This is a genomic window from Streptomyces canus (assembly GCF_030815415.1).
GTDB classification, from domain to species: Bacteria; Actinomycetota; Actinomycetes; order Streptomycetales; family Streptomycetaceae; genus Streptomyces; species Streptomyces canus_F.
Genome location: NZ_JAUSWW010000001.1, coordinates 5,547,412 through 5,561,424, shown reverse-complemented (window position 1 = coordinate 5,561,424; position 14,013 = coordinate 5,547,412). Strand labels below are relative to the sequence as shown.

The 14,013-nt window shown below is 70.6% G+C and carries 11 protein-coding genes, 1 tRNA gene and 1 pseudogene; 6 read left to right on the top strand and 7 right to left on the bottom strand.

What is annotated here, in order from left to right; genetic code table 11:
- Positions 1-62: 62 nt before the first annotated feature.
- Positions 63-1,043 carry a zinc-binding dehydrogenase gene (locus QF037_RS25880; protein ID WP_307029071.1) on the top strand — a complete coding sequence of 327 codons (981 nt, stop codon included), beginning with the start codon at positions 63-65 and terminating at the stop codon, positions 1,041-1,043.
- A 79-nt stretch (positions 1,044-1,122) separates the two neighbouring features.
- Here the strand turns inward: QF037_RS25880 and QF037_RS25875 are convergent, their stop codons facing one another.
- Positions 1,123-4,314, bottom strand: a complete 3,192-nt coding sequence (locus tag QF037_RS25875; RefSeq protein WP_307029069.1) for a Tat pathway signal protein — start codon at positions 4,312-4,314, stop codon at positions 1,123-1,125.
- A 253-nt stretch (positions 4,315-4,567) separates the two neighbouring features.
- On the opposite strand from QF037_RS25875, the pseudogene QF037_RS25870 reads away from it, so the two are divergent.
- Both QF037_RS25870 and QF037_RS25865 read left to right on the top strand, forming a co-directional pair.
- Positions 4,568-4,816, top strand: a pseudogene (locus tag QF037_RS25870) (hydroxyurea phosphotransferase); the annotation flags it as partial.
- A complete protein-coding gene (locus QF037_RS25865; protein ID WP_307029067.1) occupies positions 4,813-5,292 on the top strand; it encodes a GNAT family N-acetyltransferase in 480 nt (159 codons plus the stop codon). The pseudogene QF037_RS25870 and the gene QF037_RS25865, both read left to right, overlap by 4 nt.
- A gap of 38 nt (positions 5,293-5,330) precedes the next feature.
- On the opposite strand, the gene QF037_RS25860 is transcribed toward QF037_RS25865, so the two are convergent.
- A tRNA-Thr gene (locus QF037_RS25860) sits at positions 5,331-5,407 on the bottom strand.
- Between the two features lie 216 nt (positions 5,408-5,623).
- Here QF037_RS25860 and QF037_RS25855 point away from each other — a divergent pair.
- The 3 genes from QF037_RS25855 (at position 5,624) to QF037_RS25845 (ending at position 8,231) form a co-directional block, all read left to right on the top strand.
- Positions 5,624-6,712: an ABC transporter ATP-binding protein gene (locus tag QF037_RS25855; RefSeq protein ID WP_307029066.1), complete on the top strand. Its 1,089-nt coding sequence runs from the start codon at positions 5,624-5,626 to the stop codon at positions 6,710-6,712.
- 215 nt (positions 6,713-6,927) lie between these two features.
- The gene (locus tag QF037_RS25850) at positions 6,928-7,383 is read left to right on the top strand and encodes a hypothetical protein (protein WP_307029064.1); all 456 of its coding nucleotides are present in this window, start codon (positions 6,928-6,930) and stop codon (positions 7,381-7,383) included.
- A 116-nt stretch (positions 7,384-7,499) separates the two neighbouring features.
- Complete coding sequence (locus QF037_RS25845; protein WP_307029062.1) at positions 7,500-8,231, top strand: nucleotidyltransferase family protein; 732 nt, start codon at positions 7,500-7,502, stop codon at positions 8,229-8,231.
- Positions 8,232-8,331: 100 nt separating this feature from the next.
- Here QF037_RS25845 and QF037_RS25840 read toward each other — a convergent pair whose 3' ends face one another.
- From QF037_RS25840 to ispD, 5 genes are all read right to left on the bottom strand, one after another.
- Positions 8,332-9,954 (bottom strand): DoxX family protein, encoded by a 1,623-nt coding sequence (locus QF037_RS25840; protein ID WP_307029060.1) that lies wholly within the window; start codon positions 9,952-9,954, stop codon positions 8,332-8,334.
- 129 nt (positions 9,955-10,083) lie between these two features.
- A complete protein-coding gene (rlmB, locus tag QF037_RS25835) occupies positions 10,084-11,025 on the bottom strand; it encodes a 23S rRNA (guanosine(2251)-2'-O)-methyltransferase RlmB (RefSeq protein WP_307029058.1) in 942 nt (313 codons plus the stop codon).
- An 89-nt stretch (positions 11,026-11,114) separates the two neighbouring features.
- Positions 11,115-12,512, bottom strand: coding sequence for a cysteine--tRNA ligase (gene cysS, locus QF037_RS25830; protein WP_307029056.1), 1,398 nt, complete (start codon positions 12,510-12,512; stop codon positions 11,115-11,117).
- 75 nt (positions 12,513-12,587) lie between these two features.
- The gene (gene ispF / locus QF037_RS25825) at positions 12,588-13,091 is read right to left on the bottom strand and encodes a 2-C-methyl-D-erythritol 2,4-cyclodiphosphate synthase (protein WP_266825412.1); all 504 of its coding nucleotides are present in this window, start codon (positions 13,089-13,091) and stop codon (positions 12,588-12,590) included.
- Positions 13,081-13,833 (bottom strand): 2-C-methyl-D-erythritol 4-phosphate cytidylyltransferase, encoded by a 753-nt coding sequence (ispD, locus tag QF037_RS25820; RefSeq protein ID WP_307029054.1) that lies wholly within the window; start codon positions 13,831-13,833, stop codon positions 13,081-13,083. Before ispD ends, ispF begins: the two co-directional genes overlap by 11 nt.
- Between the last annotated feature and the right edge of the window lie 180 nt (positions 13,834-14,013).

Here is a 14,013-nt window from a genome sequence, read left to right as displayed (position 1 = left end):
AGTGAGGTCGACGGCCCGGGCCACCACGACCCGGGCTCCGACAGCCCACAGGGGGAACACCCATGCACGCCATCCGACTGCACGCCTTCGGCCCGGCCGAGAACCTCACTTACGAGGAGGTCGAGGCCCCTCTCCCCGGCCCCGGCCAGGTCCGTATCGCCGTGGAGGCGGCCGGCGTCCACCTCCTGGACACCGCACTCCGCGAGGGCGCACAGGGCCCCCTGCCCGCACCGACGCAACTGCCCACCATCCCCGGCCGTGAGGTCGCCGGCGTCATCGAGTCCCTCGGCGACGGCGTCGCCGCCCTCTGGCTCGGCAAGCACGTCGTCGCCCACCTCGGCTTCGCCCCCGGCGGCTACGCCGAACTCGCCGTCACCGACGTCGACCGCGTCCACGAGATCCCGGCGAACCTCGACGCCGCCGAGGCCGTCGCCATGATCGGAACAGGCCGTACGACGATGGGGATCCTCCAGTTCGCCGACCTCGGCCCCGACTCGGTCGCCGTGATCCCGGCCGCCGCCGGCGGCATCGGCACCCTCCTCGTGCAGTACGCCAAGAACGCCGGCGCCACCGTCGTCGGCCTGGCCGGCGGCCCGCGGAAAGCGGCCCGCGTCGCGGAGAACGGCGCCGACCTCGCCGTCGACTACAAGGACCCCGCCTGGCCCGACAAGGTCCGCGCCTTCCTCGGCGGCAGGCCCGCCACCGTCGTCTTCGACGGCGTCGGGGGCGAGATCGCCCGCCACAGCACCGAACTCCTCGGCCCCGGCGGCCGGCACATCGTCTTCGGCTGGTCCGCAGAAGGCATCCACGACGGCGGGCCCTACCTGATCGACGGCGTGTCCGAGCAGGTCCTGGGCCCCGCGATGATGCAGAAGGCCGGCGGACCCAACCCCGTCCGCACCCTCGAACTACGCGCCCTCAGCGAAGCCGCCGCAGGCCGCCTCACCCCCGCGATCCACCGCTTCCCCCTCAGCGAGGCAGCCGCCGCACACCGGGCACTGGAAACACGCGGCACCACCGGAAAGGTCGTTCTCCTGCCCTGACACACCCGCTTCGGCGGACTCCTCCCGGTCACGCAGAGGGGGCGACCGTCCGGCCGCCCCCTCCGCCCGCCTCAACGGCTCACTTCACGACCGCCTTGGTCGCCTTGCTCACCGCCGACCCGTCCTTGTGACCGGTACGGTGCGCGATCACCTTCACGGTGATCTTCTTGCCCTTCTGCGCCGACTTCAGCACCAGCGAGGACTTGGTGGCCCCGGTGATCACCTTCCCGTTCGCGTACCACTGGTACGCGAACGAGGTCGGCGCCGGACTCCACGTCCCCTTCGACGCCTTCAGGGTCTTCCCGACCTTCGCCGTCCCGCTGATCACCGGCACCTTGCTCGCGTTGGGCGCGTCCCCCTTGGCCACGGTCACCGCGGCCGAAGTCGCCGTCCCGCTCTGCCAGCCCTCCTTGACCGCGGTGACGGTCACGGTCAGCTTCTTGCCGACCATCGAGGCAAGCAGAGTGAACGACTTCCCCGTCGCCCCCGAGACCGGCGTACCGTCCGCCTTCCACTGGTACGTGTACGAGGACGCGGCCGCCGACCAACTCCCCGGCGACGCCGCGACCTTGGCCCCGACCTTGGCCGTGCCCGTCACCTTGGGGGCGGCCGTGTTCTGCAGCTCGGGCCGGGCAGCCACGGTGAAGGTGCCGCGCGGGAACTCCCAGCCACGCGTGATCACGCTGACGTTCCAGGTACCGGTGGCCGCGCCGGTCAGGTCGAGCGGCGCGGTCACCGTCCGGTTGTCCGCGGAGACCGAATCCGCCGCCGCCGTGATCGTCTTGCCGGCCAGGCTGAGCCGGACGACGACGTCGGGGCCGAGCACGGTGCCGGTGACCGTCAGCTTCACCTTACCGCCGGTCACACCGGTGTCGGGGCTGACCGCGGTGACGGCCGTCTTCTCCGTGCCACACACCGACGTACAGGTGAGCTCGGCGCTGTAGGCAGTGCTGGACGCCTTCTCGGGCAAGCCCAGGACGAACACCGTCGGCGTGCTCTGCGAGGAGGAGCCCAACGCGTCGCAGTCGTAACCCTCCGGGATGTAGTGCGTGCAGCCGTTGGCCCAGGTCGACGTGTTGTACAGCGCCGGCACCGCCGTGGTGGCGGCACCGGCTGTGTCCTTGATGTCCGTCTCGAAGCGGTCGAACCCGGCGGTCGGCAGCGCCGCGCACACCGCGGTGTGCGACTCGTCCAAGGTGCCGGTGATCGGCCCGTATCCGTAGGCCACGGACGGCACCTTCACGCACTCCGGCGCCGGACCGTCGGCGGTCGCGATCCGCAGAGCGTCCAGGCGGTACTCGGGCGCCGCCTTCAGCGTGACCGGCGTCTGCACGAGGACCTGATGCGTGGTGGACCCGGTGACCGCACAAGAGGAGTTACGGAAGGAGCACTCCACCCGGCCGTTGTCGGCGATGACCGCGCTGTTGGCGGTCCCGAGGGCGTCCCGCACATTGACGTGCACGACATCGCCGGCCGCGGCGGTGGTCACCTGATGGCAGTTCAGCGTGCCAGGACCGTCGTACCCACTCTTCACCGAGGGCCCGCCGACCTTGGCCGCCGCGGTCTTGGTACAGCCCGCCGAGGAAGCGCTCGCCGTGACGTCCCGCCGGGTCAGACTGTAGGTGGCCGTCTCGTCCCGGCCGTTGACCAGCACGGTGTGGTCCTTGCCCGGCGTCAGGGAGCAGATGACCCAGCCGTTGGTCGTGGCATAGCGCTCACAGACCCGCTTGCCGTCGGAGTCCAGCACCGAGAACGCCGCGGAGGCCGTCCCGGAAGTGGCGATCAGCTGGAACACCTCGGCGTCGGTGTGCGCGGCCGCCGGGATGGCCAAGCAGTGCGAGAAGACGCCGCCGCCGGTGGTCAGCGTGGCCTTCGCGCCGCCCGCGCCGAAACTCCCGGCGGACAGCACGGGGCAGCCCTCGGCGACGTCGGTCCGGTGAAAGGCCACCGCGTAGGCACCCGTCGCCGAGTCACCGCCGTCCTCGGTGTGCACCAGGGCCCGGTAAGGAGCCTCACCCGTGAGCGCGCAGTCGCCGCCACGGAGCTCACCCTCATCGCACTGCGCGGTGCCCGTGCGGTCCAGGACCTCCACCTCGGGAGTCAGCCCGGCAGAGGAGAGCGAGGTGAGCGCGGCGATCCGGGCCCCCCGCGGAACGGACAGCGCAAGGCAGTCGTACTCCCCGACCGAAGTCAACTCACCCGTGTACAGACCGGTCCCGGTCGCCACGCACCCGTCGTCGGCCGCGCGGTCGAGGACGACCAGGCCGGCCCGCGTGTCACGGAAGGGGTACGTGCCGTCGAGAACGGCCGTGTACGTACCCGGCGCCTTGATCCGGCACGGATCGGCACCGTACCGGCACACGCTCAGCCCGGCCGCGTCGTACACCCGCGCCACCTCGACCTCCCGGTCCTCGCTCACCGAGTGCACGGTGTACGAGCCCGCGGAAGCGGCGGTGAAGGTGAAGCACGGGTTGGCGGTGAAGTCCTGCCGCTCCAGCGCGCCGTACGGGCGGACCGGAGTGGCGGTACAGCCCTGCGGGTCGCTGAGCCGACGCACCTTGACGGCGAACTCGGCGGGGAAGCCGTTCTCCGAGCGCGAGACGGTCGAGATCACCCGGTAAGGGCCGTCGCCGGGCAGGACACAGCTGTCCTCGCCGTCCTCCGGGAACTGCTCGCAGACCCGGGCACCGGTCGCGTCGGTGATCCAGGCACGGGAGTCGCCGTACACCTTCGACCCGTAGGTGAGCCGGACCCGGTCGCCGCGCTCGCCTTCGAAAGGCTGGCAGTCGACCTCCACCTGGCTCACTGTCGTACGGGTGACATCCGGCTGGTCCCAGTCGGTGCCGACAGCGAGCGCGCACCCCTTGTCCGAGCCGAGCGGCACGAACGTCACGGAGGCGGTCTCGTCCTCCCAGCCGGTGTTGAGGACCTTCAACGTGTAGGTGCCGGCCGCGGGCACCGCGCACATGTCCCTCGTCGCGTACCCGTCGCCGGAGCAGTCCACCTGACCGCCGTCGGCGGCGAACAACTGCCTGGCCATCGTGTTGCCGTTGGCGTCCATCGCCGGCACCAGATAAAGGCCGGGCGTCTCGACGGTGACGGTATAGCAGGCGCTCGAATCGGGCGCGACGGTCGCCTTGCCGATCGCGTCCCCCGGATCACCGAAGGCCGCGAGCGCGAGCGGCGCACACTCCGCCTCGTCGGCGACGGCCGGCCCCGCACCCGCCAGGGACAGCAGTGACGCACACAGCGAGACGACGACGGCGAACACGGCCGCACGCCTTCGTCCCATCCGTCTCGCAGGCGGACAGGAAACGTCGTCGGACACAGAATCCCCCCTGGAACATCGGTCGTTGAGGCGATGGTCGCACAGGGGTGTGACAGCGCACTCACGAGTTTCCAGGGACGGCCGAAACCCTAGTGACGCCCGGCAATCCGGTCCGCGACCCGCGCCAGCCGCGACGACTCCGCACTGTGCGCCCCCGCCTCCCGCCGGTCAGCCGCCCGATACGTCGCGTACATCCCCCGCACCCCTCGCTGGCGACCCCGGCTTCGACCTCCTCCCCGCCATCGACAACCGCTTCGACCCCGACGAAGTGCACTGGCGCTTCGACGCCATGACCGACGTCCTCGGCCTCGACCGCCCACGCGCGCGTGCCTGGACCCTGGGCCGCGTCCTCCAGAACTGCCTCTGGGAGATCGAGGACGGGCGCCCACTCGAGCCGGAACAATTGGATATCGCCCGCCGCCTGAAAGGCCACCACCCCTCATGATCCGCACCGCCACCCCCGCCGACATCCCCGCCGTCCACGCCCTGATCCGCGAGCTCGCCGACTACGAAAAGGCCCCGGACGAGGCGAACGCGACCCCGGAACAACTCCACGAAGCCCTGTTCGGCGAGCGCCCGGCGGCCTACGCGCACATCGCCGAGGACGACACGACCGGAGAAGCCGTCGGCTACGCCCTGTGGTTCCTCAACTTCTCCACCTGGCGCGGCGTCCACGGGATCTACCTGGAGGACCTCTACGTACGCCCGGAAGCCCGAGGCGCCGGCCACGGCAAGGCCCTGCTCACCGAACTCGCCCGGATCTGCGTGGAGCGGGGGTACGAGCGCCTGGAGTGGTCGGTCCTGGACTGGAACACACCGTCGATCGCGTTCTACGAGGCCCTGGGGGCGCGTCCGCAGGACGAGTGGACGGTGTACCGGCTGACCGACGAAGCGCTGGGGGCGCTGGGCGGCCGGGCATGAAAAATCCCAGGTCAGATTGGGTATGACCTGGGATTTCGTGGAGCCCCCTGTCGGATTCGAACCGACGACCTACGCATTACAAGTGCGTTGCTCTGGCCATCTGAGCTAAGGAGGCATGCGTACGTCCGCCGCGGTACGCGCCCGTGCAGTGTACCCAGGTCCCGGTGGCACCCTGTCGAAAATTTCGGCGAAGTTCACATGCCCTCGACTACTGACAGATCGGGTGAACGCCAGGTACCGTCCCTCCCAGTTCACCTGTGTGGACTACACCACCACCTTCCTACAACGGATCGTCCGGCACGTTCCTGCCGGTAGAAGGGGGCCCATCACCATGGCCACTGTTTCGTTCGACAAGGCGACCCGGATCTACCCGGGCACCGAGAAGCCCGCCGTAGACGGTCTTGACATCCACATCGAGGACGGAGAGTTCCTCGTTCTGGTCGGTCCGTCCGGCTGTGGCAAGTCGACCTCCCTCCGCATGCTGGCGGGGCTCGAGGACGTCAACGGCGGCGCGATCCGCATCGGTGACCGTGACGTCACGCACCTGCCGCCGAAGGACCGGGACATCGCCATGGTGTTCCAGAACTACGCGCTGTACCCGCACATGACCGTCGCCGACAACATGGGCTTCGCGCTCAAGATCGCCGGTGTGCCGAAGGCCGAGATCAAGCAGAAGGTCGAGGACGCGGCGAAGATCCTCGACCTGACCGACTACCTGGCCCGCAAGCCGAAGGCGCTCTCCGGTGGTCAGCGTCAGCGTGTCGCCATGGGCCGCGCCATCGTGCGTGAGCCGCAGGTGTTCCTCATGGACGAGCCGCTGTCCAACCTGGACGCCAAGCTCCGTGTGTCCACGCGTACGCAGATCGCGTCCCTGCAGCGTCGTCTCGGCATCACCACCGTCTACGTCACCCACGACCAGGTCGAGGCCATGACGATGGGCGACCGGGTGGCCGTGCTGAAGGACGGTCTGCTCCAGCAGGTCGACACCCCGCGCAGCATGTACGACCGTCCGGCGAACCTCTTCGTCGCCGGCTTCATCGGCTCCCCCGCGATGAACCTGGTCGAGGTCCCGATCACCGACGGTGGCGTGAAGTTCGGCAAGAGCATCGTGCCGGTCCAGCGTGACGCGATCTCCGGCATCACCGACAAGACGGTGACCGTGGGTGTCCGTCCGGAGCACTTCGAGGTGGCGGGCCCGGAGGCGGACCTGGGTCTCGCGGTCACCGTGAACGTGGTCGAGGAGCTGGGCGCCGACGCGTACGTCTACGGCACCGCCAAGCTCGACGGCAACGCGCAGGACCTCGTCGTCCGTGTCAGCGGCCGTGACGTCCCGGAGAAGGGCAGCACGCTGCACGTCGTCCCGCGCTCGGGCGAGACCCACGTGTTCTCGACCTCGACCGGTGAGCGTCTCTCCGACTGACCCACAGGCAGTACATCCCGGGTGATTTCACCCAGGTTGACGAAGAGGGCCCCGCAGCCTGCTGCGGGGCCCTCTTCGTTGTCAACAAATACCCCGGCAGACCGGTCATTTCGAGCAGTGTGCGTCAACGCCTTACCCAATTCGAGGCACCAGTTCATCCCCCGAACCGGTGACTAAATGTCGCCAAATCATCACCCCGCGCTACCCTCACACGCGTGAAGCACTCCACTAACCAACAGACGCGACGCGGCCAGGGCCCCGCCCGCCGTATCGGCCGCACGCTCGCCCTTGTCCTGCCAGTCGTCCTGGTCCTCTCCGGGACCCTCGCGGTCACCCGAGTCGACTGGTCGGGGGATCCCTCGGGCTCCGTGCTCACCGCCTCCGACGTCTCGGCGGCCGGCGCCTCCTCGAAGGCCAGGGCGCGTGCCCCGCAGGAGGTCCTGCGCGACAAGCTCCTGACCGAGCTCCAGGAGGAGAACCCGGGCGTCGCCCTCACCCACCTCCAGGAGGCCGTGAACGGGCACCCGTCGCTCGCCAGGCACTGTGTGTCGATCGCCCGCGCGCTGGGCCGTGCGGCAGTGCGGGTGTACGGCCCGACGCGTGCGCAGTCGTACGCCCGGCCCGTCTGCGACACCTCCTTCGCGACGGGTGTGGCGGCGGCGCACAGCTGAGGCCATGGCCTCCTCACGATCGGGGGAGGCCTCCATTCCGCTTGTAGAAAGTTACGTCTGAATAAGGAACGGTTACCGGCAGAATCCGCGCGCGGGACGCCACGTACAGTTCGGTCATGACCGATCCGAACGCCGCGTCCCGCCCCGTTCAAGCCGTCGTCCTGGCAGGTGGCCAGGGCTCGCGGCTGCGCCCGTACACCGACGACCGGCCCAAGCCGATGGTCGAGATCCCCGGGACGGGGACTCCGATCATCGGCCATCAGCTTGTCTGGCTCGCCGAGGAGGGCGTGACGGACGTGGTGGTCAGCTGTGGCCATCTCGCCGACGTCCTGCAGACGTGGCTGGACTCGGCCGATCTGCCGGTGAACGTGACGACGGTCGTCGAGACGGAGCCGCTGGGCCGCGGTGGTGGCCTCAAGTACGCGGCGGCGCGTCTTCCGCACCCGGACCAGCCCTGGTACGCCACGAACGGCGACATCTGGACCAGGTTCTCGCTGCGCGAGATGGCGGACTTCCACGCCGAGCGCGACGCGGTGGCGACGCTGGCGCTGGCGCGGCCGCGGATTCCGTGGGGGGCCGTGCAGACCGACGGGTTCGGGCACATCACGGACTTCATCGAGTCCCCGCCGACGACGTACGAGATCAATGCGGGTGTGTACGTCTTCTCCCCGGAGTTCGCCTCGATGCTGCCCGAGCGGGGGGACCACGAGCGGACCACGTTCCCGCATCTGGCGCGGGAGCTGCGGCTCGCCGGGTATCCGATTCCGCAGGGGGCGTACTGGCGGGCCATCGACACCGCGAAGGATCTGACCGAGGCGGCGAAGGAGTTGGCGGCGCTCGGGCGCTGAGCGTCACGTCGCAGAAGGGCCCGGCACTCAGGTGCCGGGCCCTTCGCGTCTTCGGGTCAGCCGGTGGGCTGCTGTCCCAGAATGCCTCCCACCGGCTCAGCTACCCCAACAGGCCGCCTACCAGGCCCGGTTCGCCGGAGGAGCCTCCGGTGTCCGAGCCGCCTGTCGTACCGCCGGTGCCGCCCGTGGAGCCGGTGCCGCCGGTCGGTCCCGAGCTGCTGCTGGGGGCGCCTCCGGTCGGGGAGGACTGCTGGGGCGGGGCCTGGCCGGTGCCCTGGGTCTGGCTGGGGGCGCCGGTGGTGGTGCTGGTGTCCTTGGTGGCGCCCGGGGTGGTGGCGGCGCCGGAGGGGGTGGCCGTGCCCGCCGTGGCGCCCTGGGTGGGCGAGGTGGAGGCGGACGGGGTCTTCTTGCGCTTGCCGGGTTCCTGCGGGAGCGGGGAGCCGGGGAGTTCGTTGCGCGGGGCGTCGCCGGGGCCGGGGACGATGATGCGGTCGGCGTCGCGGACGGCGCCGCCGAGCATCGAGCCGATCAGCAGGGTGAGCCCGATGACGACGGCCGTGACGAGGGCGCCTCGGCGCAGGACGTAGCGGCGCAGTTCCCAGAGGTCGGAGCGGGGTCCGAGGCGGCGCCAGGCGCCGCCGGCGAGGCGTCCGTCGATGGAGTAGACGGGGGCGCCGGCGATGATCAGCGGGGACCAGGCGGCGAGGTAGATGATGTCGGGCGCGTCGTAGGCGGGGACGCTCTTCCAGCTGACGGTGAGCAGGAGCGCGGCGGAGAGCAGGGCGCCCAAGGCGGCGCCGACGCGCTGCCAGCAGCCCAGGATCGTGAGGACGCCCACGATGACCTGGAGGAAGGCGATGACCAGGCCGGAGCCGACGGGGTGCTGGAGGGCGAACTGGCGCAGTGGTTCGGCGACTTCCCAGGGGTGCAGGGTGTTGAGCCACTTGACCATGGAGCCGCGCTTGCCGCCGTCGAAGTAGACGGGGTCGCAGAGCTTGCCCATGCCGGCGTAGATGGAGATGAAGCCGAGGAAGATGCGCAGCGGGAGGAGGACGACGCCCAGGTTCATGCGGCGGCCCGGGTAGTAGGCGTGCCGCGCGGGGTCGACGCCGGGGCGCCGGGACGTGCCGGTGTCACCGGATCGCGCCGTGTCCTCGAACTCCTCGTCGCCGGAGCCGAGTTCCTCGTCGTAGGCGCTGCCGACGGTCCGCATGTCGGGCAGGAGACGGGGTTCGTCGCCGTCGTAGGTGCGCTGGGCGCCGACGACGGGGGTCTCGACGGTCTGGGTCAACTCGTCGTCGTAGACGTCGATTCGGGGGATGACCTGAGTGGCTCCGGCGCCGGCGGAGGGCTCGTCGACCGGGCGGACGCCGCCGCCGCGCACGGCCTGGAGCAGGCGGTGGGCGCCGGTGTCGTCGGGGGCGGACTTGCCGCTCCAGACGACGGGGCGGCGGCGGGCCGCACCGGTGGCCGTGGTTCCCACGGCGGGCATCCGGGCGGTGTCCTCGGCGGCGCTCAAGTGCCGGGCGATCCGCGGGGATTGGGCGGCACGTCTCGTCGACGCGCCCAACTGCACGCGGAAGCTGGCGTGATTGACGATGACCTGCGCCGGATCGCTCGGCACCTTCACCATGCTCAGCGCGGGAGCGTCGTCGAATCCGGAATCGAATCCCGACGAGCGGTCCCCCGTGGGTGTGCGGGGTGTTCTGGTGTCCACACTCATCTAACCGAGTGACGTGCGTTTAGGACACTGCTTTTGACTGCCCGGATGTGTCCGGACAGCGTCAAGCTTGCCCGCATCGCCCGAACGGAGGCGGGATTCCCCCGTGCGGGTGACGGTGCGGACCCCTGTTCACGCCCGCCGACGAGCCGCCTCGTACAGCACCACACCCGCTGCCACACCGGCGTTCAGCGACTCCGCGCCACCCGGCATCGGGATCCGCACCCGGAAGTCGCACGTCTCGCCGACCAGCCGGGACAGGCCCTTGCCCTCGCTGCCGACGACGATGACGACCGGGCCGCCGAGGGCCTCCAGGTCGCCGATCTCGTGCTCTCCGTCGGCGGCGAGGCCGACGACGGCGATGCCGGCCTTCTGGTACGCCTCCAGGGCGCGCGTCAGGTTGGTGGCGCGGGCGACGGGCGTACGGGCGGCCGTACCGGCGGACGTCTTCCAGGCGCCGGCGGTCATGCCGGCCGCGCGGCGCTCGGGCACGACGACGCCGTGGCCGCCGAAGGCCGACACGGAGCGGACGACGGCGCCGAGGTTGCGCGGGTCGGTGACACCGTCCAGCGCCACGATCAGCGGGTCCTCGCCGTGGTCGTAGGCGGCGTTGGCGAGGTCCTCGGGGTGGGCGTACTCGTACGGCGGGACCTGGAGGACCAGGCCCTGGTGGTTGAGCCCGTTGGTCATCCGGTCGAGCTCGGGGCGGGGGGCCTCCATGAGGTTGATCCCGCCGCGCTCGGCGGCGAGCTGGAGCACCTCGCGCACCCGCTCGTCGTTGTCGATGAACTGCTGGACGTACAGCGTCACCGCGGGCACGCCCTCGCGCAGTGCCTCGACGACGGGGTTGCGGCCGACGACCATCTCGGACGTGCCCTTGCCGCCCCGGCCGCGCGGCGTGGGACGGCGCGCGGCCTGCTTGGCCTTGGCGTTGGCGATGCGGTTCGCCTTGTGCTTCTTGCGCAGCTCGGCGGGCGGCGTCGGACCCCGGCCTTCGAGGCCCTTGCGTCGCTGGCCGCCACTGCCGACCTGCGCGCCCTTCTTGCCGGACATGCGGCGGTTGTTCGCGGCCATGACCTACCTGTTCTCTACGGAAGTAATACGTACGTCTATGCAGTGTGCCGCCCGGAGGGCCGGGCGGCACAATCGATCAAGAAAGCGGGCTAGCGCGGACCGAGGGTCCAGCGCGGTCCCTGGGGGCCGTCCTCGATGGACAGGCCCGACTGGTTGAGCTGGTCGCGGATGGCGTCCGCGGTGGCCCAGTCCTTGCGGCCGCGGGCCGACTCGCGCTGGTCGAGGACGAGTCGTACGAGGCTGTCGACCACGCCGTGCAGGTCTTCGCCGCGGCTCTCCTCGCCGGCCCAGTGGGCCTCGAGCGGGTCGAGGCCGAGGACGCCGAGCATGGCGCGGACCTCGGCGAGGCGGGCCACCGCGGCTTCCTTGTCGTCGGCGGCCAGCGCGCTGTTGCCCTGGCGGACCGTGGTGTGGACGATGGCGAGTGCCTGCGGGACGCCCAGGTCGTCGTCCATGGCCTCGGCGAAGGCGGGCGGGACCTCGGCGGAGGGCTCGACGGTGCCGGCCTTCTCGACGACGCGCTGCACGAAGCCCTCGATGCGCGCGAACGCCGACTCGGCCTCGCGCAGGGCCTCCTCGCTGTACTCGATCATCGAGCGGTAGTGCGGGGTGCCGAGGTAGTAGCGCAGGACGATCGGGCGCCACGTCTTGACCATCTCGGAGACGAGGACGCTGTTGCCGAGCGACTTCGACATCTTCTCGCCGCTCATGGTGACCCAGGCGTTGTGCACCCAGTACGCGGCGAAGTCGTCGCCGTAGGCCTTGGCCTGGGCGATCTCGTTCTCGTGGTGCGGGAAGATCAGGTCGAGGCCGCCGCCGTGGATGTCGAAGGCGGTACCGAGGTACTTGTGGGCCATGGCCGAGCACTCCAGGTGCCAGCCGGGGCGGCCACGGCCCCACGGGGTCTCCCAGTCGGGCTCGCCCGGCTTGGTCGCCTTCCACAGCGCGAAGTCACGGGGGTCGCGCTTGCCGGTCTCGCCGTCCGCGGCGGGCTGGAGCAGGTTGTCCAGCTCCTGGTTGGACAGCTGGAGGTAGCCCGGGAAGGAGCGCACGTCGAAGTAGACGTTGCCGTCCGACTCGTAGGCGTGACCGCGCTCGATGAGGCCGCGCATCATCTCGATCATCTCGGGGACGTGCCCGGTGGCACGCGGCTCGTAGGTCGGCGGGAGGCAGCCGAGGGCCTGGTAGCCGTCGTTGAACGCCCGCTCGTTCTCGTAGCCGATGGACCACCAGGGGCGGCCCTGGTCGTGCGACTTGGCGATGATCTTGTCGTCGATGTCGGTGACGTTGCGGATGAACGTGACGTCGTAGCCGCGGTACTCGAACCAGCGGCGCATGATGTCGAAGTTCAGACCGGACCGGATGTGCCCGATGTGCGGTGCGGCCTGCACGGTGGCACCACAGAGGTAGATCGAGACACAACCCGGCATGAGCGGGGTGAAGTCACGGATCTGCCGGGCGCTGGTGTCGTACAGCCGAATAGTCACGAGACAAGGGTAGTGGGCCCCGGGTAGTGCGGTGCGCGCGTTCTGCTCAAGGGGACGTTTTCGTGACGTTGTCGGTCAGCCGACCCGTACGACCAGCGCCGTGGCGATCGCCATGAGGCCCTCGTCGCGGCCGGGGAACCCCAGTCCGTCCGTGGTCGCGCCCGACACCGACACCGGCGCTCCGGCCGCCTCCGAGAGGATCTTCTGGGCCTCGTCGCGGCGCTTGCCGATCTTCGGCCGCGGTCCTACGACCTGTACGGCGATGTTGCCGATCCGGAAGCCCGCGGAGTTCACGATCCGGGCCGCCTCCGTCAGCAAGGTGATCCCGGACGCACCCGACCACTCGGGGCGCCCCGTGCCGAAGTGCTGCCCCAGGTCACCGAGGCCCGCCGCCGAGAACAGCGCGTTGCACGCGGCGTGCGCGACGACGTCGGCGTCGGAGTGACCGGCCAGGCCCGGGCCCTCGCCCTCCCACTTCAGTCCGGCGCACCACAGCTCGCGGCCCTCTTCGAAGGCGTGGATGTCGGTGCCGATGCCGACCTGCGGCAGCGGCGTCCCCGCAAAGGCGTCAGAAGCCATCGTTGAGCCTCCTGCGTGCCAGGACCGCCTCCGCGAGGACCAGGTCCAAGGGGCGGGTGACCTTGAAGGCCTCCTCGTGGCCGGGGACGACCACGACGGTCTCGCCGAGCTGCTCGATCATGCTCGCGTCGTCGGTGACGTTGCCGGTGACGGTCTCGTGGGCGCGGATCAGGGTCGCGCGGTCGAAGCCCTGGGGTGTCTGGACGGCGCGGAGGCGGGCGCGCTCCGGGGTGGCGACGACGGGCTCGGGGTCGCCCGGGACCGTGGCCGGTTCGACTTCCTTCACGGTGTCGGCGAGGGGCAGTGCGGGCACGACGGCCGTGGCGCCCTCGCGTACGGCCTCGATGACCGCGTCCACCGTGTCCACGGGGACCAGCGGGCGGGCCGCGTCGTGGACGAGGACGATGTCGTAGTCCGGTGGCAGGGCGTCCAGGCCGAGCTTCACGGAGTCCTGGCGTTCCTCGCCGCCGGGGACGACCAGGAAGTCGGTGCGCTCGGGCAGGGCGTGGGCGTCGAGGAGGCTCTTGACCTCGGCGGCGCCGTCGGGCGGTGCCACGACGACGACCAGGGAGACCGCGCGGGACGCGGCCATCGCACGGACCGCGTGGATCAGCATGGGGGTGCCGTTCAGCGCGCGGAGCGCTTTGGGGGCGCCCGGGCCAAGGCGTACGCCCCGGCCGGCGGCGGGAATCACGACCGCCGTACGGACTTCGGCGCGCGAAGGACGCGAATCGTCAGACATCGGTTCCTGTCAGGTTTGTGTGCTCGGCCAAGGTGGGTAGGCCAGTCAGCGTGCCGGGCGCGACGCCTTGACCGGACCCTTCCGTGACGCCGGTCGAGCCTGCTGCCCGGGCCCGGCACGCCAAGTATCGGGGCTCGCCCCCGAAGATGTGAGCGCCGGGACAGCGTGGGCCCTAGCAGG